Annotated in this window: 18 protein-coding genes; 13 read left to right on the top strand and 5 right to left on the bottom strand. The window is 68.4% G+C overall.

Translation table 11 applies throughout. From position 1 onward, the window contains the following. Positions 1–170: 170 nt before the first annotated feature. From V6S85_RS19845 to V6S85_RS19905, 13 genes are all read left to right on the top strand, one after another. Entirely contained in the window at positions 171–2240 is a 2070-nt protein-coding gene (locus V6S85_RS19845) for a S46 family peptidase (protein ID WP_334350001.1), read from the top strand. 364 nt (positions 2241–2604) lie between these two features. Beyond that, positions 2605–3525, top strand: coding sequence for an EF-hand domain-containing protein (locus V6S85_RS19850; RefSeq protein ID WP_334350002.1), 921 nt, complete (start codon positions 2605–2607; stop codon positions 3523–3525). A gap of 279 nt (positions 3526–3804) precedes the next feature. Then, the gene (locus V6S85_RS19855) at positions 3805–5088 is read left to right on the top strand and encodes a NupC/NupG family nucleoside CNT transporter (protein ID WP_116567446.1); all 1284 of its coding nucleotides are present in this window, start codon (positions 3805–3807) and stop codon (positions 5086–5088) included. A gap of 73 nt (positions 5089–5161) precedes the next feature. Further along, entirely contained in the window at positions 5162–5533 is a 372-nt protein-coding gene (locus V6S85_RS19860) for an endonuclease domain-containing protein (protein ID WP_334350003.1), read from the top strand. A gap of 75 nt (positions 5534–5608) precedes the next feature. Next, the gene (locus V6S85_RS19865) at positions 5609–6226 is read left to right on the top strand and encodes a glutathione S-transferase family protein (protein ID WP_334350004.1); all 618 of its coding nucleotides are present in this window, start codon (positions 5609–5611) and stop codon (positions 6224–6226) included. 214 nt (positions 6227–6440) lie between these two features. Further along, on the top strand, positions 6441–7361 hold the full coding sequence (locus V6S85_RS19870) for a histone deacetylase family protein (RefSeq protein WP_334350005.1): 921 nt from the start codon (positions 6441–6443) through the stop codon (positions 7359–7361). Between the two features lie 41 nt (positions 7362–7402). Further along, on the top strand, positions 7403–8023 hold the full coding sequence (locus V6S85_RS19875; RefSeq protein WP_116567440.1) for a histidine phosphatase family protein: 621 nt from the start codon (positions 7403–7405) through the stop codon (positions 8021–8023). A gap of 65 nt (positions 8024–8088) precedes the next feature. Beyond that, on the top strand, positions 8089–8358 hold the full coding sequence (locus V6S85_RS19880) for an exodeoxyribonuclease VII small subunit (RefSeq protein ID WP_116567438.1): 270 nt from the start codon (positions 8089–8091) through the stop codon (positions 8356–8358). Further along, a complete protein-coding gene (locus V6S85_RS19885; RefSeq protein WP_334350006.1) occupies positions 8358–8720 on the top strand; it encodes a tRNA-binding protein in 363 nt (120 codons plus the stop codon). Before V6S85_RS19880 ends, V6S85_RS19885 begins: the two co-directional genes overlap by 1 nt. Then, positions 8717–9598: a polyprenyl synthetase family protein gene (locus V6S85_RS19890; protein ID WP_116567434.1), complete on the top strand. Its 882-nt coding sequence runs from the start codon at positions 8717–8719 to the stop codon at positions 9596–9598. Before V6S85_RS19885 ends, V6S85_RS19890 begins: the two co-directional genes overlap by 4 nt. 17 nt (positions 9599–9615) lie before the next feature. Further along, positions 9616–11535: a 1-deoxy-D-xylulose-5-phosphate synthase gene (gene dxs, locus V6S85_RS19895; protein ID WP_116567432.1), complete on the top strand. Its 1920-nt coding sequence runs from the start codon at positions 9616–9618 to the stop codon at positions 11533–11535. Positions 11536–11731: 196 nt separating this feature from the next. Beyond that, positions 11732–12037, top strand: a complete 306-nt coding sequence (locus V6S85_RS19900; protein WP_334350007.1) for a PadR family transcriptional regulator — start codon at positions 11732–11734, stop codon at positions 12035–12037. Then, positions 12037–12654, top strand: a complete 618-nt coding sequence (locus V6S85_RS19905; RefSeq protein WP_334350008.1) for a hypothetical protein — start codon at positions 12037–12039, stop codon at positions 12652–12654. Before V6S85_RS19900 ends, V6S85_RS19905 begins: the two co-directional genes overlap by 1 nt. Before the next feature lie 145 nt (positions 12655–12799). On the opposite strand, the gene V6S85_RS19910 is transcribed toward V6S85_RS19905, so the two are convergent. From V6S85_RS19910 to flgF, 5 genes are all read right to left on the bottom strand, one after another. Next, positions 12800–13261, bottom strand: a complete 462-nt coding sequence (locus tag V6S85_RS19910) for a hypothetical protein (protein WP_334350009.1) — start codon at positions 13259–13261, stop codon at positions 12800–12802. Between the two features lie 140 nt (positions 13262–13401). Further along, entirely contained in the window at positions 13402–14133 is a 732-nt protein-coding gene (gene flgH / locus V6S85_RS19915) for a flagellar basal body L-ring protein FlgH (protein ID WP_116567427.1), read from the bottom strand. 15 nt (positions 14134–14148) lie between these two features. Continuing rightward, positions 14149–14910: a flagellar basal body P-ring formation chaperone FlgA gene (gene flgA / locus V6S85_RS19920; protein ID WP_334350010.1), complete on the bottom strand. Its 762-nt coding sequence runs from the start codon at positions 14908–14910 to the stop codon at positions 14149–14151. Between the two features lie 4 nt (positions 14911–14914). Beyond that, on the bottom strand, positions 14915–15703 hold the full coding sequence (flgG, locus tag V6S85_RS19925; RefSeq protein WP_116488609.1) for a flagellar basal-body rod protein FlgG: 789 nt from the start codon (positions 15701–15703) through the stop codon (positions 14915–14917). A gap of 13 nt (positions 15704–15716) precedes the next feature. Further along, positions 15717–16454: a flagellar basal-body rod protein FlgF gene (flgF, locus tag V6S85_RS19930; protein ID WP_334350011.1), complete on the bottom strand. Its 738-nt coding sequence runs from the start codon at positions 16452–16454 to the stop codon at positions 15717–15719. Positions 16455–16496: the final 42 nt, after the last annotated feature.

The raw sequence follows: 16496 nt of genomic DNA on the forward strand, positions 1-16496 counted from the left end.
GGGGTAAGACGGAACTCTTCGACGGAATGTGATCGGGGCGCACGTTTGTTGCGTCGGGCGCCCGACCGACGAAACAAGGATGGCGAAACAGGGGTGGCTCTGGCGGCCTGGCTTGGCTATGGCTGTTACATTGTACGCCACGACGGCGCTGCGCCGTGCAAGGACGACTCATGAAGACTGTGACGCTGGCCGCCTCGGCCCTGGTTCTCTCGTTCGCCGCCGCCGGCGCGGCCCAGGCCGACGAGGGCATGTGGACCTTCGACAACTTCCCCTCGGCCAAGGTCAAGCAGGCCTACGGCGTCGACATCGACCAGAAGTGGCTCGACACCGTGCGGGTCTCGGCCGTGCGCCTGACGACGGGCTGCTCGGCCTCGGTGGTCTCCAAGCAGGGCCTCGTCCTGACCAACAACCACTGCGTGGCCGACTGCACCCAGGCGCTGTCGAGCGAGGGCAAGGACTACGTCAAGGACGGCTTCCTGACCGGCGCGCGCGAAGAGGAACTGAAGTGCGCGGGCATGCAGGCCGAGGTGCTGCTGTCGATCACCGACGTCACCGACCAAGTGAAGGCCGCCGGCGCGGGCAAGACCGGCCAGGACTTCGTCAAGGCGCGCGACGCCTCCTTCGCCACCGCCGAGCTGGCCGCCTGCGGCCAGGACAAGACGCTGCGCTGCCAGACCATCAGCTTCTACCGCGGCGGCCAGTACAAGGTTTACAAGTACCGCCGCTACGCCGACGTGCGCCTGGTGTTCGCGCCGGAATACGCCACGGCCTTCTTCGGCGGCGATCCGGACAACTTCAACTTCCCGCGCTTCAACCTCGATAGCGCCTTCCTGCGCCTGTACGAGGACGGCAAGCCGGCCAACACGCCCAACCACCTGACCTGGCGCGCCACCGCCCCGGTCGAGGGCGAGCCGACCTTCGTGGCCGGCAACCCGGGCACCACCCAGCGCCAGCTGACCGTCTCGCAGCTGGAGACCAACCGCGACCTGGTCATCCCGATCGGCCAGCTGCAACGCTCGGAGATGCGCGGCCGCCTGATCCAGTTCGGCGAGCAGTCCGAAGAGAACAAGCGCATCGCCAACCAGCCGCTGGCGGGTATCGAGAACAGCTACAAGGTGTTCTTCGGTCAGCAGTTCGTGCTGAACGACAAGACGTTCATGGACGCCAAGCGCGCCGCCGAGACCGAGCTGAAGACCAAGGTCGCCGCCGATCCGAAGCTCTCGGCCGAGATCGGCGACCCGTGGGGCGAGATCGACAAGGCGCAGGTCGCCGTGGCCGACCAGTTCGTGCCGATGCGCCAGCTGGAGACCTCGGCCGGCGGTGGTTCGGACCTCTACGGCTATGCCCGCACCCTGGTGCGCGGCGCCCAGGAGCGCGCCAAGCCGGCGGCCGAGCGCCTGCCGGAGTATGCCGACACCCGCCTGCCGCTGGTGGAGAAGCGCCTGCTGGACGTGCGCCCGGTCGATGCGCCGCTGGAGCGCATCTATCTTGAGCACTGGCTGCTGAAGACCCGCGAGTACCTGACCGCCGACGCCCCGGCCGTGAAGCTGCTGCTGGGCAAGGAAAGCCCCGAGGGCCTGTCGGCCCGCCTCGTCGCCGGCAGCAAGCTGGCCGACCCGGCCGTGCGCAAGGCGCTGTGGGACGGGGGCCTGACCGCCATCCAGGCCTCGGACGATCCGATGATCCAGTTCGTGCTGAAGACCGAAGGCCAGGGCCGCGAACTGCGCAAGGCCTACGAGGCCAGCGTCACCGCCCCGACCGACGCGGCCGCCGAACGCATCGCCAAGGCCCGCTTCGCGGTGCTGGGCGACAGCGTCTATCCGGACGCCACGTTCAGCCTGCGCCTGTCGTACGGCAAGGTCGCCGGCTGGACCCATCGCGGTCGCACGATCACCCCGTTCACCGACTTCGCCGGCTTCTACGACCGCGTCACCGGCGCCGAGCCCTTCGAGGCCGCCCCGCGCTGGATCGCCGCCAAGGACAAGCTGAACCTCAAGACGGTCTACGACTACGTCACCACCAACGACATCATCGGCGGCAATTCCGGCTCGCCGGTGATCGACGCCAAGGGCCGGGTGATCGGCGCGGCCTTCGACGGCAACATCCACTCGCTGGGCGGCGCCTTCGGCTATGACGGCTCGATCAACCGCACCGTCGTGGTCTCGACCGCGGCCATCACCGAGGCGCTGACCAAGGTCTACGGCCGCGACGCGCTGGTGAAGGAACTGGCGGGGAAGTGATCCTTTCCTCTCTCAATAGAGGGACCTGATCTCGAACGAACGCCGCGACAGCCGATCCGCTGTCGCGGCGTTCTTTCGTTGGAGCGGCGGGGACCTCTCCCTCCGTAAAATCCCCGCGAAAGCGGGGACCCAGGCTTTTTCTGCATCCACCGCACTCGACGATAAAACTCCTGGGTCCCCGCTTTCGCGGGGATTTTACGGGGAGGGGGAGCCGACGCGGAGAAGGACTGGAGAAGCCCGCATTTCAGCGCCGTAACCTCCCGAAATGTGGAATGTTTTTCGCTGGAGCCCGGGCGCGCCCAGGGCAAGGGCGCGCGTAACGCCCGCGCCATGATGCGCATCACCGGTTCCAGGAGACATCGCCTTGAGCGTTTCCAGCCTGAGCAGCACGTCGATCATGCAGCAATTGCTGCAGTCGATGCGCGGCTCCTCGACGACGTCGGCGGCCAGCGCCGCCTCGTCCTCCAGCGGCGCGTCCGCTGGGCAACAAATGCAGGTCGGCAGCGGTCAGCCGCCGCCGCCGCCTCCGCCGCCCATGAGCTCGCAGGGCTCCAGCGGCGAGAGTTTCAGCTCTGAAACCCTGGGCTCGCTCCTCTCCATGCAGGAAGGCGGCATGAGTCAGATGGGGGGCATGGGCGGTGGTCAGGGGATCTTCGAGAGCCTCGACACCGACGCCGACGGCGCGCTGTCGACGGACGAGCTGACCACGGCCCTGAGCAATGCGCTGGGCGAGTCCGACGACATCTCCTCGGCCGTGAACAACCTGATCTCCGACGGCGACACGGACGGCGACGGCGTGCTGACCGGCGGCGAGTTCGCGGCGCTGGCCCAGGCGTCGGGCGGCCCTGGCGGCATGGGCGGCCCGCCGCCCGGGCCTCCGCCGTCGGGCGGTGGTGAAGGCGGCGGCGCCGGTGGGGCTGGTGGAGGCGGCGGCGTCAGCCAGGTCTTCGACAGCCTCGACACCAACCAGGACGGCACGGTGTCGGCCGCCGAACTGGCCGCGGCCGACACCGACAGCGCCGATGCGGCCACCGTCGCCGCCGACCTGATCTCGGCGGCCGATACGGACGGCGACGGGAGCCTGTCTGGCCAGGAGTTCGGGGACCTGCTGAAGCAGGCTTCGGATTCTTCCAGCGCCACGACCCTGGCCGGCGCGCTGTCGAGCTCGTCCCTGGCTTCGGAAATGATGCAGAAGCTGTTGCAGCAACTGGCCGACGCCGCGACCAGCAGCGCCGCCAGCGGGGAGGGCGTCAGCTCGACCTCGTCGGTGAGCATCGCGGCCTAGTCGCTTAAGCCCTCCCCCTTGATGGGGGAGGGTTGGGTGGGGGTGGCTCGGGCCTCGCCGGCTGAACCGCCGTGTCACCCCCAACCCCGACCCTTCCCCCATCGAGGGGGAAGGGAGATATGATCATATCTCGACGCACAGCGCTCGCCGAGCGGGCGCCGCCGCTCGCCGCGCCGAAGGTCAAGCAAGCCGCTTGCGCCGGGCGCGCTTGTGTTGGACAAACTGGCCCCTTGGTCGGCGTCGCGGGGGCGTCGCTTCACAATTCAAGGTTCTGCCGTCTTGCTTTTCCGTCCTGAGAACGTTCAGGCCCTCGCGGGTCTGGCGCTCACCCTGGGCCTCTGCTGGCTCGTCTCCGAAAACCGCAAGCGCTTCCCGTGGGTGCTGGCCATCGGCGCCCTGATCATCCAGGTCGGCCTGGTGGTTCTGCTGTTCGGCCTGCCGCAGGCCCAGCAGATGCTGCGCGGCGTCAACGGCGCGGTCGAGGGCCTCGGCGCCTCTACCCAGGCCGGCACGGCGTTCGTGTTCGGATTCCTGGCCGGCGGCGACCAGCCCTATCCGGTCAGCAACCCGGGCGCGGGCTTCATCTTCGCCTTCCGCGTGATGCCGGTGATCCTGGTGGTCTGCGCGCTGTCGGCGCTGCTGTGGCACTGGAAGATCCTGAAGTGGGCCGCCCAAGGCTTCGGCTTCGTGTTCCAGAAGACGCTGGGCCTGCGCGGCCCGCCGGCCCTGGCCACCGCCGCCACCATCTTCATGGGCCAGATCGAAGGCCCCATCTTCATCCGCGCCTATCTCGACAAGCTGTCGCGCTCGGAACTCTTCATGCTGATCACGGTCGGCATGGCCTGCGTCAGCGGCTCGACCATGGTGGCCTACGCCACCATCCTGGCCGACGTGCTGCCCAACGCCGCCGCCCACGTGCTGACCGCATCGATCATCTCGGCCCCGGCCGGCGTGCTGCTGGCCCGCATCGTGGTGCCGTCGGACCCGCTGGAAAAGGGCGGCGATCTCGACCTGGCCGCCGAGGACAAGACCTACGGCAGCTCGATCGACGCCGTGATGAAGGGCACCACCGACGGCCTGCAGATCGCGCTGAACGTCGGCGCGACCCTGATCGTCTTCGTGGCCCTGGCCACCATGCTCGACAAGTTCCTGGCCATGCTGCCGGCCGTCGGCGGCCAGCCGCTGAGCCTGACGCGAGGCCTGGGCGTGATCTTCTCGCCGCTGGCCTGGTCGATGGGCATTCCCTGGAAGGAAGCCGGCGCCGCCGGCGGCCTGCTGGGCACCAAGCTGATCCTCACCGAGTTCACCGCCTTCATCCAGATGGCCAAGACCGGCGCGGCCAGCCTCGACGAGCGCTCGCGGATGATCATGACCTATGCCCTGTGCGGCTTCGCCAACATCGGCTCGGTGGGCATGAACGTCGCCGGCTTCTCGGTGCTGGTGCCGCAACGCCGCCAGGAAGTGCTGAGCCTGGTTTGGAAGGCGATGATGGCCGGCTTCCTGGCCACCTGCCTCACCGGTTCGCTGATCGGCCTGATGCCGCGGGTGCTGTTCGGGCTGTAATCAGTCCACGGTTGCCCTCGTCCCTCCCTTCCCCCTTGATGGGGGAAGGGCCGGGGATGGGGGTGGCTGCGGCGTGTCCGAACGAACACCGAAGCCGACGCACGCACCTGGCGCCGTCGGCCGAGCCCGCCGCCTTCGGCGGGACATGACCGCCAGCGAGCGGAACCTCTGGAAGGCGCTTCGAGCGCTGGATCTCCACATTCGCCGCCAGGCGCCGATCGGCCGGTATGTGGCCGACTTCGTCCATCACGGATCGCGCCTCGTCATCGAGGTCGACGGTGGATGGCACGATCTTCCCGAACAGCAATTGCACGACGCTGAACGCGATAGCTGGCTGGCGAGCCAGGGCTATCGCGTGCTGCGCGTGCGCGACGTCGAGGCGTTCGGTCGACCCGACGAGGTGGCGGAGCGCGTGGCGGCGGAGATACGGCGACTTGTCGTCTGACGCAGCGTCACCCCCATCCCAACCCTTCCCCCATCAAGGGGGAAGGGCTCTTATGGCGACGGGAGGACGACAAGAATGAAGCTCTACGACAGCCGGCGTGCGCCCAATCCCCGGCGGGTGCGGTGGTTCATGGCCGAGAAGGGGATCGAGGACGTCGAGATCGTCGAGGTCGACATCTTCGCCGGCCAGCACCGCACGCCCGACTACATGGCCAGGGCCGGCCTGCCCAACGTGCCCGCCCTGGAGATGGACGACGGCACGACGATCACCGAGTCGGTGGCCATCTGCCGCTATCTGGAGAACGTCTATCCCGAGCCCAACCTGTTCGGCGCCGACCCGCGCGAGGTCGCGGTGATCGAGATGTGGGCCAGGCGCGCCGAGATGCTGGTGGCCACGCCGCTGATGCTGACCGTGCGCCACAGCCACCCGGCCCTGGCGGCGATCGAGACCCAGATCCCGGAAGTGGCCGCCAGCAACCGCGCCGCCGCCGAGAAGGGGATCAGGGTGCTGGACCGGCGCCTCTCCGAAAGCCCGTTCATCGCCGGCGACCGGGTGACCATCGCCGACATCCTGGCGGTGACCGGCATCGACTTCGCGCGGATGGCCAGGTTCCGGCCGGACCCTGAACTGGTGAACGTCAAGCGGTGGCTGGACGAGATGAACGCCCGCCCGGCTGCGAAGGCGGGGGTGTAGGGGGCTCACCTATACTTCCCGTCATTCCCGCCCTTGTGGCGGGAACCCCTCTGTCAGCCGCATGGGCGAATGGGGCGGCGTGCTGAGCACGCCGCTGGCGCTTCACGCGCAAGCGGAACCAGGGTTTCCCGCCACAAGGGCGGGAATGACGGGAGGTGGGGGAGGGCGCCAGCCCCGCTTGGCTCCCGCGCGTCATCTGGCATAACCTTGTTCCATGGCTGTCTCGCTGTTCACCCATGCCGACATGCTCGACCACCGGCCGGGCCCGGGCCACGTGGAGAGCCCCGCGCGGCTGAAGGCGGTGATCGACGCGCTGGAGGACGAGGCGGGCCTTGATCTGGAGCCGTTCGAGGCGCCGCTGGTCGATCCGGGCGACCTGGCCCGCGTGCATCCGGCCGCCTTCGTCGATTCGATCTTCGCCGCCGCGCCGCACGCGGGAATCCATGCTCTGGACCCGGACACGGTGCTGTCGACCGGCAGCCTGGTCGCCGCCCGTCGCGCCGCCGGGGCGGCGGTTGCGGCCGTGCGGCAGGTGGCGGCGGGAGAGGCCAGGCGGGCCTTCTGCGCCGTGCGGCCGCCGGGGCATCACGCCGAGCCGGCCATCGCCATGGGCTTTTGCGTGTTCTCCAACGTGGCGGTCGCCGCCCGCGTCGCCCAGGCCAGCGGCCTGGCCCGGGTGGCCATCGTCGATTTCGACGTCCATCACGGTAACGGCAGCCAGGCGGCGTTCGAGCACGACCCGACAGTGATGGTCGCCTCGATCCACCAGTCGCCGCTCTATCCCGGCACCGGCGACCCGTCGGAGAGAGGTGTGGGCAACATCGTCAACGCCACGCTGGCGCCGGGCGCGCCGCGCGAATCCTGGCGGCGGGCGTTCGAGGGGCTGATGGAGCGAGTCGATGGTTTCGCGCCCGACCTGATCCTCGTCTCGGCCGGATTCGACGCCCACGAGCGCGATCCCCTGGCCGCGCAAAGCCTTCTCAGCGAAGACTTCGCCTGGGCCACAAGGGCGATCGTGTCGGTCGCCGACCATCGGGCCAGAGGGCGTATTGTCTCCTCGCTCGAGGGCGGGTACGACCTCGAAGCGCTCGGCCGTTCGGCCAAGGCGCATGTCAGAGCGCTTCAGGAAGGATGAGACCCGGCTCCGCGTCAGCGGCTATCGGGTCGTCGAGGAAAATGGCCGACGCACCGACCGCCGACCAGACCGCCTCGAGCGTGGTCCGCCCGCCCGGGGCCATCGTCCTGGCCCGCCACGGCGAACCGGCGCTGTCGCGCAAGGTGCGCTTCGACGCCAAGACCTATGGCGACTGGTGGGCCCGCTACGAAGAGGGCGGCCTGCTGCCCGGCCAGACCCCCCCCGACTGCCTGCTGGAGATCGCCGCGCGTTCGGAGGTGATCGTCGCCTCGACCCGCCTGCGCTCGATCGAGACCGCCCAGGCCGTCGCTGGCGGCCGCGACTTCCCGCGTGACCCGCTGTTCATCGAGGCGCCGCTGCCGCCGCCGCCGTGGCCCAGCTGGATCAGGCTGTCGCCCAAGAAGTGGGGCTTCTTCGCCCGCTTCTGGTGGTGGTTCTTCGACCACCACATGGGCCAGGAGACCCGCAAGCAGGCCGAACTCAGAGCGGAAGCGGCCGCCGACGCGCTGATCGCCCTGTCGCAGGACGGCCGCGACGTGCTGCTGGTGGCCCACGGCTTCTTCAACGTGATGATCGGCAACGCCCTGCAGGCGCGGGGCCTGAAGAAGACGCTCGACCAGGGCTTCCAGTACTGGTGCGTCAAGCGCTTCGAGCGCGCCTGACCTTTCACAGCCGTTGCCCGCCGGCCCCACGCCAACTAGGGTGCGAGCTTCTCCTTGGAGTAGAAATGACCGACGCCGCTTCTTCGACGACCAGTGTTGGCGCGCACGACCTCTCGGCCCTGAGCTTCGAACAGGCCCTGGCCGAGCTCGAGAAGATCGTGTCCGAACTGGAATCGGGCCAGGCGCCGCTGGAACGCTCCATCGACATCTACGAGCGCGGGGCGGCCTTGAAGGCGCACTGCGAAAAGAAGCTCGAGGCCGCCCGCCTGAAGGTCGAGAAGATCGTCCTGGGCCAGGGCGGCGCCGCGGGCGTCGAGCCGGCCGAGTTTTCCTGATGGGCCAGGCCTCGCCGAAACTGTCGCCGACGATCGCGTTCGAGGAGTTCGAGCGCGTGGACATCCGTGTCGGGACCATCGTTTCGGCCGAGGCCTTTCCCGAGGCCCGCAAGCCGGCCTACAAGCTGGCGATCGATTTCGGACCGGCGTTTGGCGTAAAGCGTTCGTCGGCCCAGGTTACCCGCCACTACACGATCGACCAGCTGGTCGGACGCCGGGTGGCGGCGGTGGTGAACTTCAAGCCGCGTCAGATCGGCCCCTTCATGTCGGAAGTCCTGTGCCTGGGCTTTCCGGATGACGAGGGCGAAGTCGTCCTCGTGACGGTGGATCGCGCGGCGCCCAATGGGGGAAAGCTGTTTTGAGCGACCTTGGCAAGCGCATCGCCCAGGCGGCCGACATCGTCACCGTGGCGCTCGACGAGCTGCTGCCGCGCGCCGAAGGGCCCGAAAGCCGCCTGACCGAGGCCATGCGCTACGCGGCGCTGGGTCCGGGCAAGCGCCTGCGGCCGTTCTTCGCGCTGGAAACCGGCAAGATGTTCGACCTGCCCGAGCGGCCGGTGCTGCGCGCGGCCTGCGCGCTGGAGTGCATCCACGCCTATAGCCTGGTGCATGACGACCTGCCGGCCATGGACGACGACGACATGCGTCGCGGCCGTCCGACCGTGCACGTGCAGTACGACGAGGCCACCGCCATCCTGGCCGGCGACTCGCTGCAGACGGCCGCCTTCGAGATCATGGCCCACCCCGACACCCACGACGATGGCCACGTCCGCTCGGAGCTGGTGCGCAAGCTGGCCATCGCGTCCGGCGCACGCGGCATGTGCGGCGGCCAGATGATCGACCTGCTGGGCGTCCGCGACGACCTGGGCGCGGTGGCGCGCATGCAGCGCCTGAAGACCGGCGCCCTGATCGCTTTCGCCTTCGAGATCCCGCTGATCATCGGCCGGGCCAAGGAAGCCGAGCGCGCGGCGCTGATGGGTTTCGCCCAGGACCTGGGGCTGGCCTACCAGATCGTCGACGACATCCTCGACGCCGAGGGCGACGAAGCCACCCTGGGCAAGGCCGCCGGCAAGGACGCCGCCAAGGGCAAGGCCAACTACGTCACGCTTCTGGGCCTCGATGCGGCCAAGGAGCGGGTAGAGCTTCTCGCAGCGCAGACCAAGGCGCATCTGGATATCTTTGGGGATCGGGCCGATCATCTGCGCGAAAGCGTTGATTTCGTGCTGGACCGCCGCAACTGACCGCGCTCTTTACAGACATGCCGACGCAAACTCCTCTTCTCGACACCGTCTCCTCGCCCGCCGACACGCGCGGGTTGTCGATCGCCGAGCTCAAGCAGCTGGCGCAGGAGGTGCGCGCCGAAACCATCGACGCCGTCTCCGTCACCGGCGGCCACCTGGGCGCGGGCCTGGGCGTGGTCGAGCTGACCGTGGCCCTGCACCACGTCTACGAGACGCCGAAAGACATCCTGATCTGGGACGTCGGCCACCAGGCCTATCCGCACAAGATCCTCACCGGCCGTCGCGACCGCATCAGGACGCTGCGTCAGGGCGGGGGCCTGTCGGGCTTCACCAAGCGGGCCGAGAGCGAATTCGACCCGTTCGGCGCGGCCCACGCGGCCACCTCGATCTCGGCGGCGCTGGGCTTCTGCGCCGCGCGCGACGCCAAAGGCGAGGACAACGCCGTCGTGGCCGTGATCGGCGACGGCTCGCTGGGCGCGGGCATGGCCTACGAGGCGATGAACGCGGCCACCGACGCCACGCGCCAGCTGACCGTCATCCTCAACGACAACGACATGTCGATCGCCCCGCCGGTGGGCGGGATGAGCGCCTATCTGGCCAACCTCGTCTCGGGCGGCGCCTATCGCAAGGCGCGCAAGCTGGGCAAGACGGTGGTGGAAAAGCTGCCGACCCCGATCCGCGACGCGGCCCGCAAGGCCGAGGAATACGCCCGCGGCATGGTCACCGGCGGCACCTTCTTCGAGGAGCTGGGCTTCCACTATGTCGGCCCGATCGACGGCCACGACATGGACGCCCTGGTCTCGGTGCTGAAGAACGCCCGGGAATTCAAGGAAAAGCCGGTTCTCGTCCACGTCGTCACCCAGAAGGGCAAGGGCTACGCCCCGGCCGAGGGCGCGGCCGACAAGCTGCACGCCGTGGCCAAGTTCGACGTGGTCACCGGCCAGCAGCAGAAGGCGGCCGCCGGCCCGCCCAGCTACACCAAGGTTTTCGCCCAGGAACTGGTCAAGCAGGCGGCCAAGGACGACAAGATCGTCGCCATCACCGCCGCCATGCCCTCGGGCACGGGCCTCGACATCTTCGAAAAGGCCTATCCGACCCGCACCTTCGACGTCGGCATCGCCGAGCAGCACGCGGTGACCTTCGCCGCGGGCCTCGCCGCCGACGGCATGAAGCCGTTCGCGGCGATCTATTCGACCTTCCTGCAGCGCGGCTATGACCAGGTGGTCCACGACGTGGCCATCCAGCGCCTGCCGGTGCGCTTCGCCATGGACCGCGCCGGCCTGGTCGGCGCCGACGGCCCCACGCACGCCGGCAGCTTCGACATCGGCTTCATGGGCGCTCTGCCCGGCATGGTGCTGATGGCCGCCGCCGACGAGCTGGAGCTGGCCCGCATGGTCGCCACCGCCGTCGAGATCGACGACCGTCCCAGCGCCTTCCGCTATCCGCGCGGCGAGGGCCTGGGCCTGGAACTGTCGGCCGGTCCGGCCGATCCGCTGGAGATCGGCAAGGGCCGCATCGTCCGCGAGGGGACCAGCGTCGCCATCGTCTCGTTCGGCACGCGCCTGAGCGAAAGCCTGAAGGCCGCCGACCTCTTGGCCGCGCGCGGCCTGTCGGCCACCGTCTGCGACGCCCGCTTCGCCAAGCCGCTGGACCTTGACCTGCTGCTGCGCCTGGCGCGCGAGCACGAGGCGATCGTCACGGTGGAAGAGGGCGCCATGGGCGGCTTCGGCGCCTTCGTGCTGCAGGCCCTGGCCCAGCACGGCGCCCTGGATCGCGGCCTGAAGATCCGCACGCTGGGTCTTCCGGACGTGTTCCAGGACCAGGACAAGCCCGACCTGATGTACGCCGAGGCCGGTCTCGACGCCGAGGGCATCCTGCGCGGGGCGCTGTCGGCGCTGGGCATGGACAATGTCAGCGCCGCGGGGCGGCGGGCGTAGCCGCCGCTTCTCGATACAAGCATCGAGCGCCGCGACGGTCACCGTCGCGGCGTTTTGCGTTTCCGGCTCGGACTGGATGCGGGTGATGCCTGAAACAATGTCGGTTCACGACCCGTTGCGGTCGCTCAGAAACTATATGTTGTCGTGGACGTCGCTGGGATATTGACTCAAGTCGATATATATCGAGTATGGGTGTATGGCATCGATACGCAAACCCTCAGCAGCGGCTCAGGCACTGCTCGCGGCATTCCTCGCCGCCCCGGCGAACTGGCGTCACGGCTATGATTTGACCAAGGAGACAAGTGTAGGCGCTGGCACGCTCTACCCTCTCCTTGATCGCTGGGCGCGTCAGGGCTTGCTTGAAGCCGAGTGGCGCAAGGCCGACGCTCCAGGACGCCCCGCGAGACACGCCTATCGCCTGACGGCGGCCGGGATCGTTTTTGCGCGGACCTGGGCAACGTCCCCCGCCGTAGTGGTAAATCTGAAGCCGAGCATGGCCTGATGCGCAAGTTCGCCAAGTGTCTAGTCACTCATGCGGCGGCCGTGATCGCCCCCCTACGACCGACGCAGGCCCGCGCGATGGTTGCCGAACTCGATCATATCGAAAGCGCGAGCGACGCTTTCGATTTCGCGCTGGGCTGCGTTGTCGCCGCCTATAGTCAACGGATGAGCGTTCTCGTCGCTCTGACTTTCTCCGTTCGTTTGGCTACCGCACTCGCGGCGGGTCTGTTCGGACTGCTGCATATCATTCAGCCCTGGTCCAATGTCGCCTTGAAAATGCGGCTGCTCGCGGATCCCGGTTTCACCGCCTGCGGAACGCGTTGCGAAAGCTGGATACGCATTGTCGGCGACCTACCGCTCAGTCATTGGCTATGGCAGCAAGGTGCTATGGCTGCGTTCGGGGCGTTGCATGTCGTCGCCGCAGTGCTCCTGCTACGCGGCAGTATTGGGCGCCTCGCTTGGATGAGCATGATTGTCGCCGCGCTTGCGCTCGCCATGCCAGCGCTTGGAGGCGGCGGTATTACGTTCCCGGTGATTTACATTCTTCTGATCGCAATGATGTTGGCCATGGGGCACGGCCTGGCCAAGCTGGAACATTGGAACTTTACGCGTCGCTAGATGGCTAGGACCTACAGCGCGTTAGCGCAGAAGCGTCCGCCATCCACCCATAGCCGACGTCCCATCCGCCCGGTTCCGCGCGATCGGTTGGTAGCGGTGAAGGTCGTCGCGGAGGAAGGCGGGCAGGCAAGCAAGAAATGCCGCCCTAAGCCCCGCAAGCCTCGAAGAACGCCTTCACGCGGCGGCGCTCGTCCGCCTTGGCGGCGATGCTGTGGCGCTGGCCGGCGTTAACGATTGCCAGATCACCCGTGCGGCGAAAATTGCCTAGTGCGGGGTCGCGCGTCGTCGCCGAGGCCAGCAGGAGGCTCCCGGTTCCACCGCCATCGACGGTCTTGGCGGCCAGGTGCGACGTCCGGTCGCGGCTGGCCAGCCCTATGGTTGCGCCTTCCAGCCCGTTGGCCGAAACCTCGACCGGTCCGCCCCTGGCGGGGCAGGCCAGCATCAGCAGAACCTCGTCGCTGGAGGGGCGGCCGTAGGCCAGCTTGGGGCCTTCGCCGGGCTCGTTGAGATAGGCCCAGGCATAGGCGGGATTTGCCGCCTGCTCGTGCGCGCAGCCGGCCAGCCCGAGGGCGGCGAGCAGCGCGGCGGCGACGAGGCGGGAAGACATGGCGGCGGATCTCCTTCGTCAGGAGAACGCCTCGCCGCCTAGGCGGTTTCTGCCGGTCTGCCTCCGCTCACCCTGGAGCGCGCGGAGGAGGGGCGATTGTACGCCGTCGTCCGGACCTGTCCGCAACGGCCCCTAGATCATCAGAACGGCGAGAACTTCTCGACCAGCGACTGGCCGGCCGGGGTCTTCTGCACGCGGCTGATGTCGCCGCGGCCGCCGTAGTTGATGCGGGCTTCGGCGATCTGGGTGTGCTTGATGGTGTTGGCCGAGGAGATGTCTTCGGGGCGAACGATGCCGGCCACGGTCAGCTGGCGCAGCTCGTTGTTGGTCTTCACCTCCTGGGTGCCCTGGATCACCATGTTGCCGTTGGGCATGACCTGGGCGACGATCGCGGCGACCGTCAGGTTGATCTTCTCCGAGCGGCTGACGCTGCCGGCGCCTGAATTGGAGAAGGCCGAGTTGGTGCCCACGGCGTTGGCCGGGTCGAAACCGCCCGGCAGAACCTTGCCGAGGCTCGATTCCAGACCGAAGAAGTTGCTCACGCCGGCGTTGCCGGTCGAGGTGCGCGAGGACTTGCTGGTGTTGGAGGTGCTGACGCTGTCGTCGATCTCGATCAGCACGGTGACGATGTCGCCGACGCGGCTGGCGCGCTGGTCGTTGAAGAAGGCGCGGGCGCCGACCCGCCACAGCGAGTTGGCCGAAGCGGCCTGCGGGGCCGGTTCGCGGGCCGAGACGTAGGTCGGGGCCATCGGGGCCAGCGAGGCGGGGTAGCCCACGGGGGCCAGTTCGGGGCCCTTCACCGCTTCGGTGACGGTCGAGCAGGCGGCGATCGGGGCGAGCAGGGCGAGGGCGACGAAGGCGGCGGGGCGCATGGGTGTCTTGCTCTCTTAGCGGGCGGCGTAGCGCACGGAGTTGGAACGGGCCTTGAGGGCTTGCGCCTCGGGGCCGACGGCGGCCGAACCGGGGCCGGTGGCCACCGCTTCGATGATCTTCTTGCTGGCGGTGTTCTGCACGCTGACGGATTCTCCGACGGCGGCGGCGCTCATGGCCTTGCCTTGCAAGGTGAGGGCCACGCCAGCGTAGTCGTAGGTGACTGCGACAACATCGCCCTTGGCGATGACCTGGGCGGCGGCGACGTCGCGCATCGAGGCGGCCGAGCCCTCGCGCAGGGGGCGCTTGGTGGTCATGCCGATCATGGCGTCGGCGTCGGACGGGGCGTCGAAGGGCGCCGAGGCGACCTTGATCCACACCAGGTCCTGCGGCTGCACGGTCTCGCCGGCGGCCAGGCTGCGGGCGTAGGCAAGAACCTCCACGTTGCCGCGCGGGGCTGCGGCCGTAGCGCTGGCCAGCTGGCCGCCGCCTTCGGCGCCCTGGCGCACGATGACGCGGCGCAGGCCCTGCGGGTTGGCCCAGTCGAGGCCGGCGCGGCGGGCGGTCATCTGCAACTGGGCGGCGTCGAGCACGACGCTGGGGCCGACGCGGCGGGCGATCACGACCGAACCGGCCGAGCCGGCGCCGTCGAAGAGTTCGCCCAGGGTGATGACGCCGTCGGCGTCGGTGGTGTCCTGGCGCAGGCTGACGGGCTGGCCGGCGAAGGCGGCCGGGGCGGCGATCAGCAGGGCGGCGGCGGCGAGAAGCAGGCTTTTCATGAGCTTACGACCGCAGGTTCGAGGTGGCCTGGAGCATCTGGTCGGCCGTGGTGATGACCTTGGAGTTCATCTCGTAGGCGCGCTGGGCGACGATCAGCGAGGTGATTTCGCTGACGGCGTCTACGTTCGAGGCTTCGGTGTAATTCTGTAGCAGGGTGCCGAAGCCGGGCTGGCCGGGGGCGGCGATGTTGGCCGCGCCGGACGCGCCGGTCTCGAGATAGAGGTTGTCGCCGATGGCCTCGAGGCCGCCTTCGTTCATGAAGTTGGCCAGTTCGATCTGGCCCACCGTCTGCGGCTCGGTCTGGCCGTCGAGATTGACCTGCACCAGGCCGGTCTTGCCGATCGAGATGCCGGTGGTGTTTTCCGGCAGGGTGATGCCCGGCTGGACCAGGTAGCCGTCCTCGGTGACGATCTGGCCCTGGTCGTTGGTCGAGAAGTTGCCGGCGCGGGTGTAGGCGGTCTCGCCCGAGGGCAGCAGGATCTGCAGGTAGCCCTTGCCCTGGATGGCCACGTCCAGCGGGTTGTTGGTCATGGTCGGCGTGCCCTGCTCGGTGATGCGGTACACCGAGCCGGCCTTGACGCCGCCGCCGACCTGAACGCCGGTCGGGACCACGTTGCCGTCGCTCGACGACTGGGCGCCGGCGCGCTCGATCGTCTGGTACAGCAGGTCCTGGAACTCGGCCCGTTGGCGCTTGAAGCCGACGGTGTTCATGTTGGCGATGTTGTTCGAGATGACCTCGACGTTCAGCTGTTGGGCCGACATGCCGGTCGCGGCGGTGCGCAGAGCTTGCATTGTTCGTTATCCCTTACTGGACCTTGCCCATGCGCTCGACGGCGGAGCGCGAGAGTTCGGCGGTCTGGTCCATCATCTTGGCGATGCTCTCGTAGGCGCGGCTGACCTCGATGAGCTTGGTGATCTGCTGGATGGGCTGGACGTTCGACCCCTCCAGCATGCCTTGGTGGATGATCGCGTCGGTGGCGGACTGCGGGGTCTCGTTGCCGACGTTGCGATAGAGGTTGTCACCGTCCTTGCGCAGCGAGGCGAGGTCGGAGAAGCGGGCGACGCCGATCTTGCCCACGCGCACCTGGCCCTGGGTGACGATGCCGTCACGGCCGATGCTGACGGGGCCCAGTTCCGGGTCGACGGTGATCTGGCCGCCGCCGTCGTCCAGCACCGGAGCGCCTTCCTGGGTGGTCAGGACGCCTTCGGGGTTGGTGGTGAAGCGGCCGTCGCGGGTGTAGCGCTCGCCATCGCCGGTCTGGACCTTGAAGAACCCCTGGTTCTCGATGGCCAGGTCGAAGGTCCCGCCGGTCTGGTTCAGGGCGCCGGGCGTGAAGTCGCGGACCACGCCGTCGTCCAGCACGAACTTGATCGGCGCCGGGCCGCCCGCGGTGCGCGCGGGCTTGGCCGGTTCGGTGCGGACCATCAGGTCCTCGACCTTGAAGCCGGTGGTGTTCGCGTTGGCGATGTTGTTCGCGACGATGTCCAGCTCACGACGGAGCGTCATCTGCCGCGAAAGGCCCACATACAGCGCGTTGTCCATGACGATTAACTCGCAGTTTGGCGCGACAAATGCGCCGCAACC

The sequence above is a fragment of the Caulobacter sp. CCNWLW153 genome (assembly GCF_036889365.1).
Classification (GTDB): Bacteria; Pseudomonadota; Alphaproteobacteria; order Caulobacterales; family Caulobacteraceae; genus Caulobacter; species Caulobacter radicis.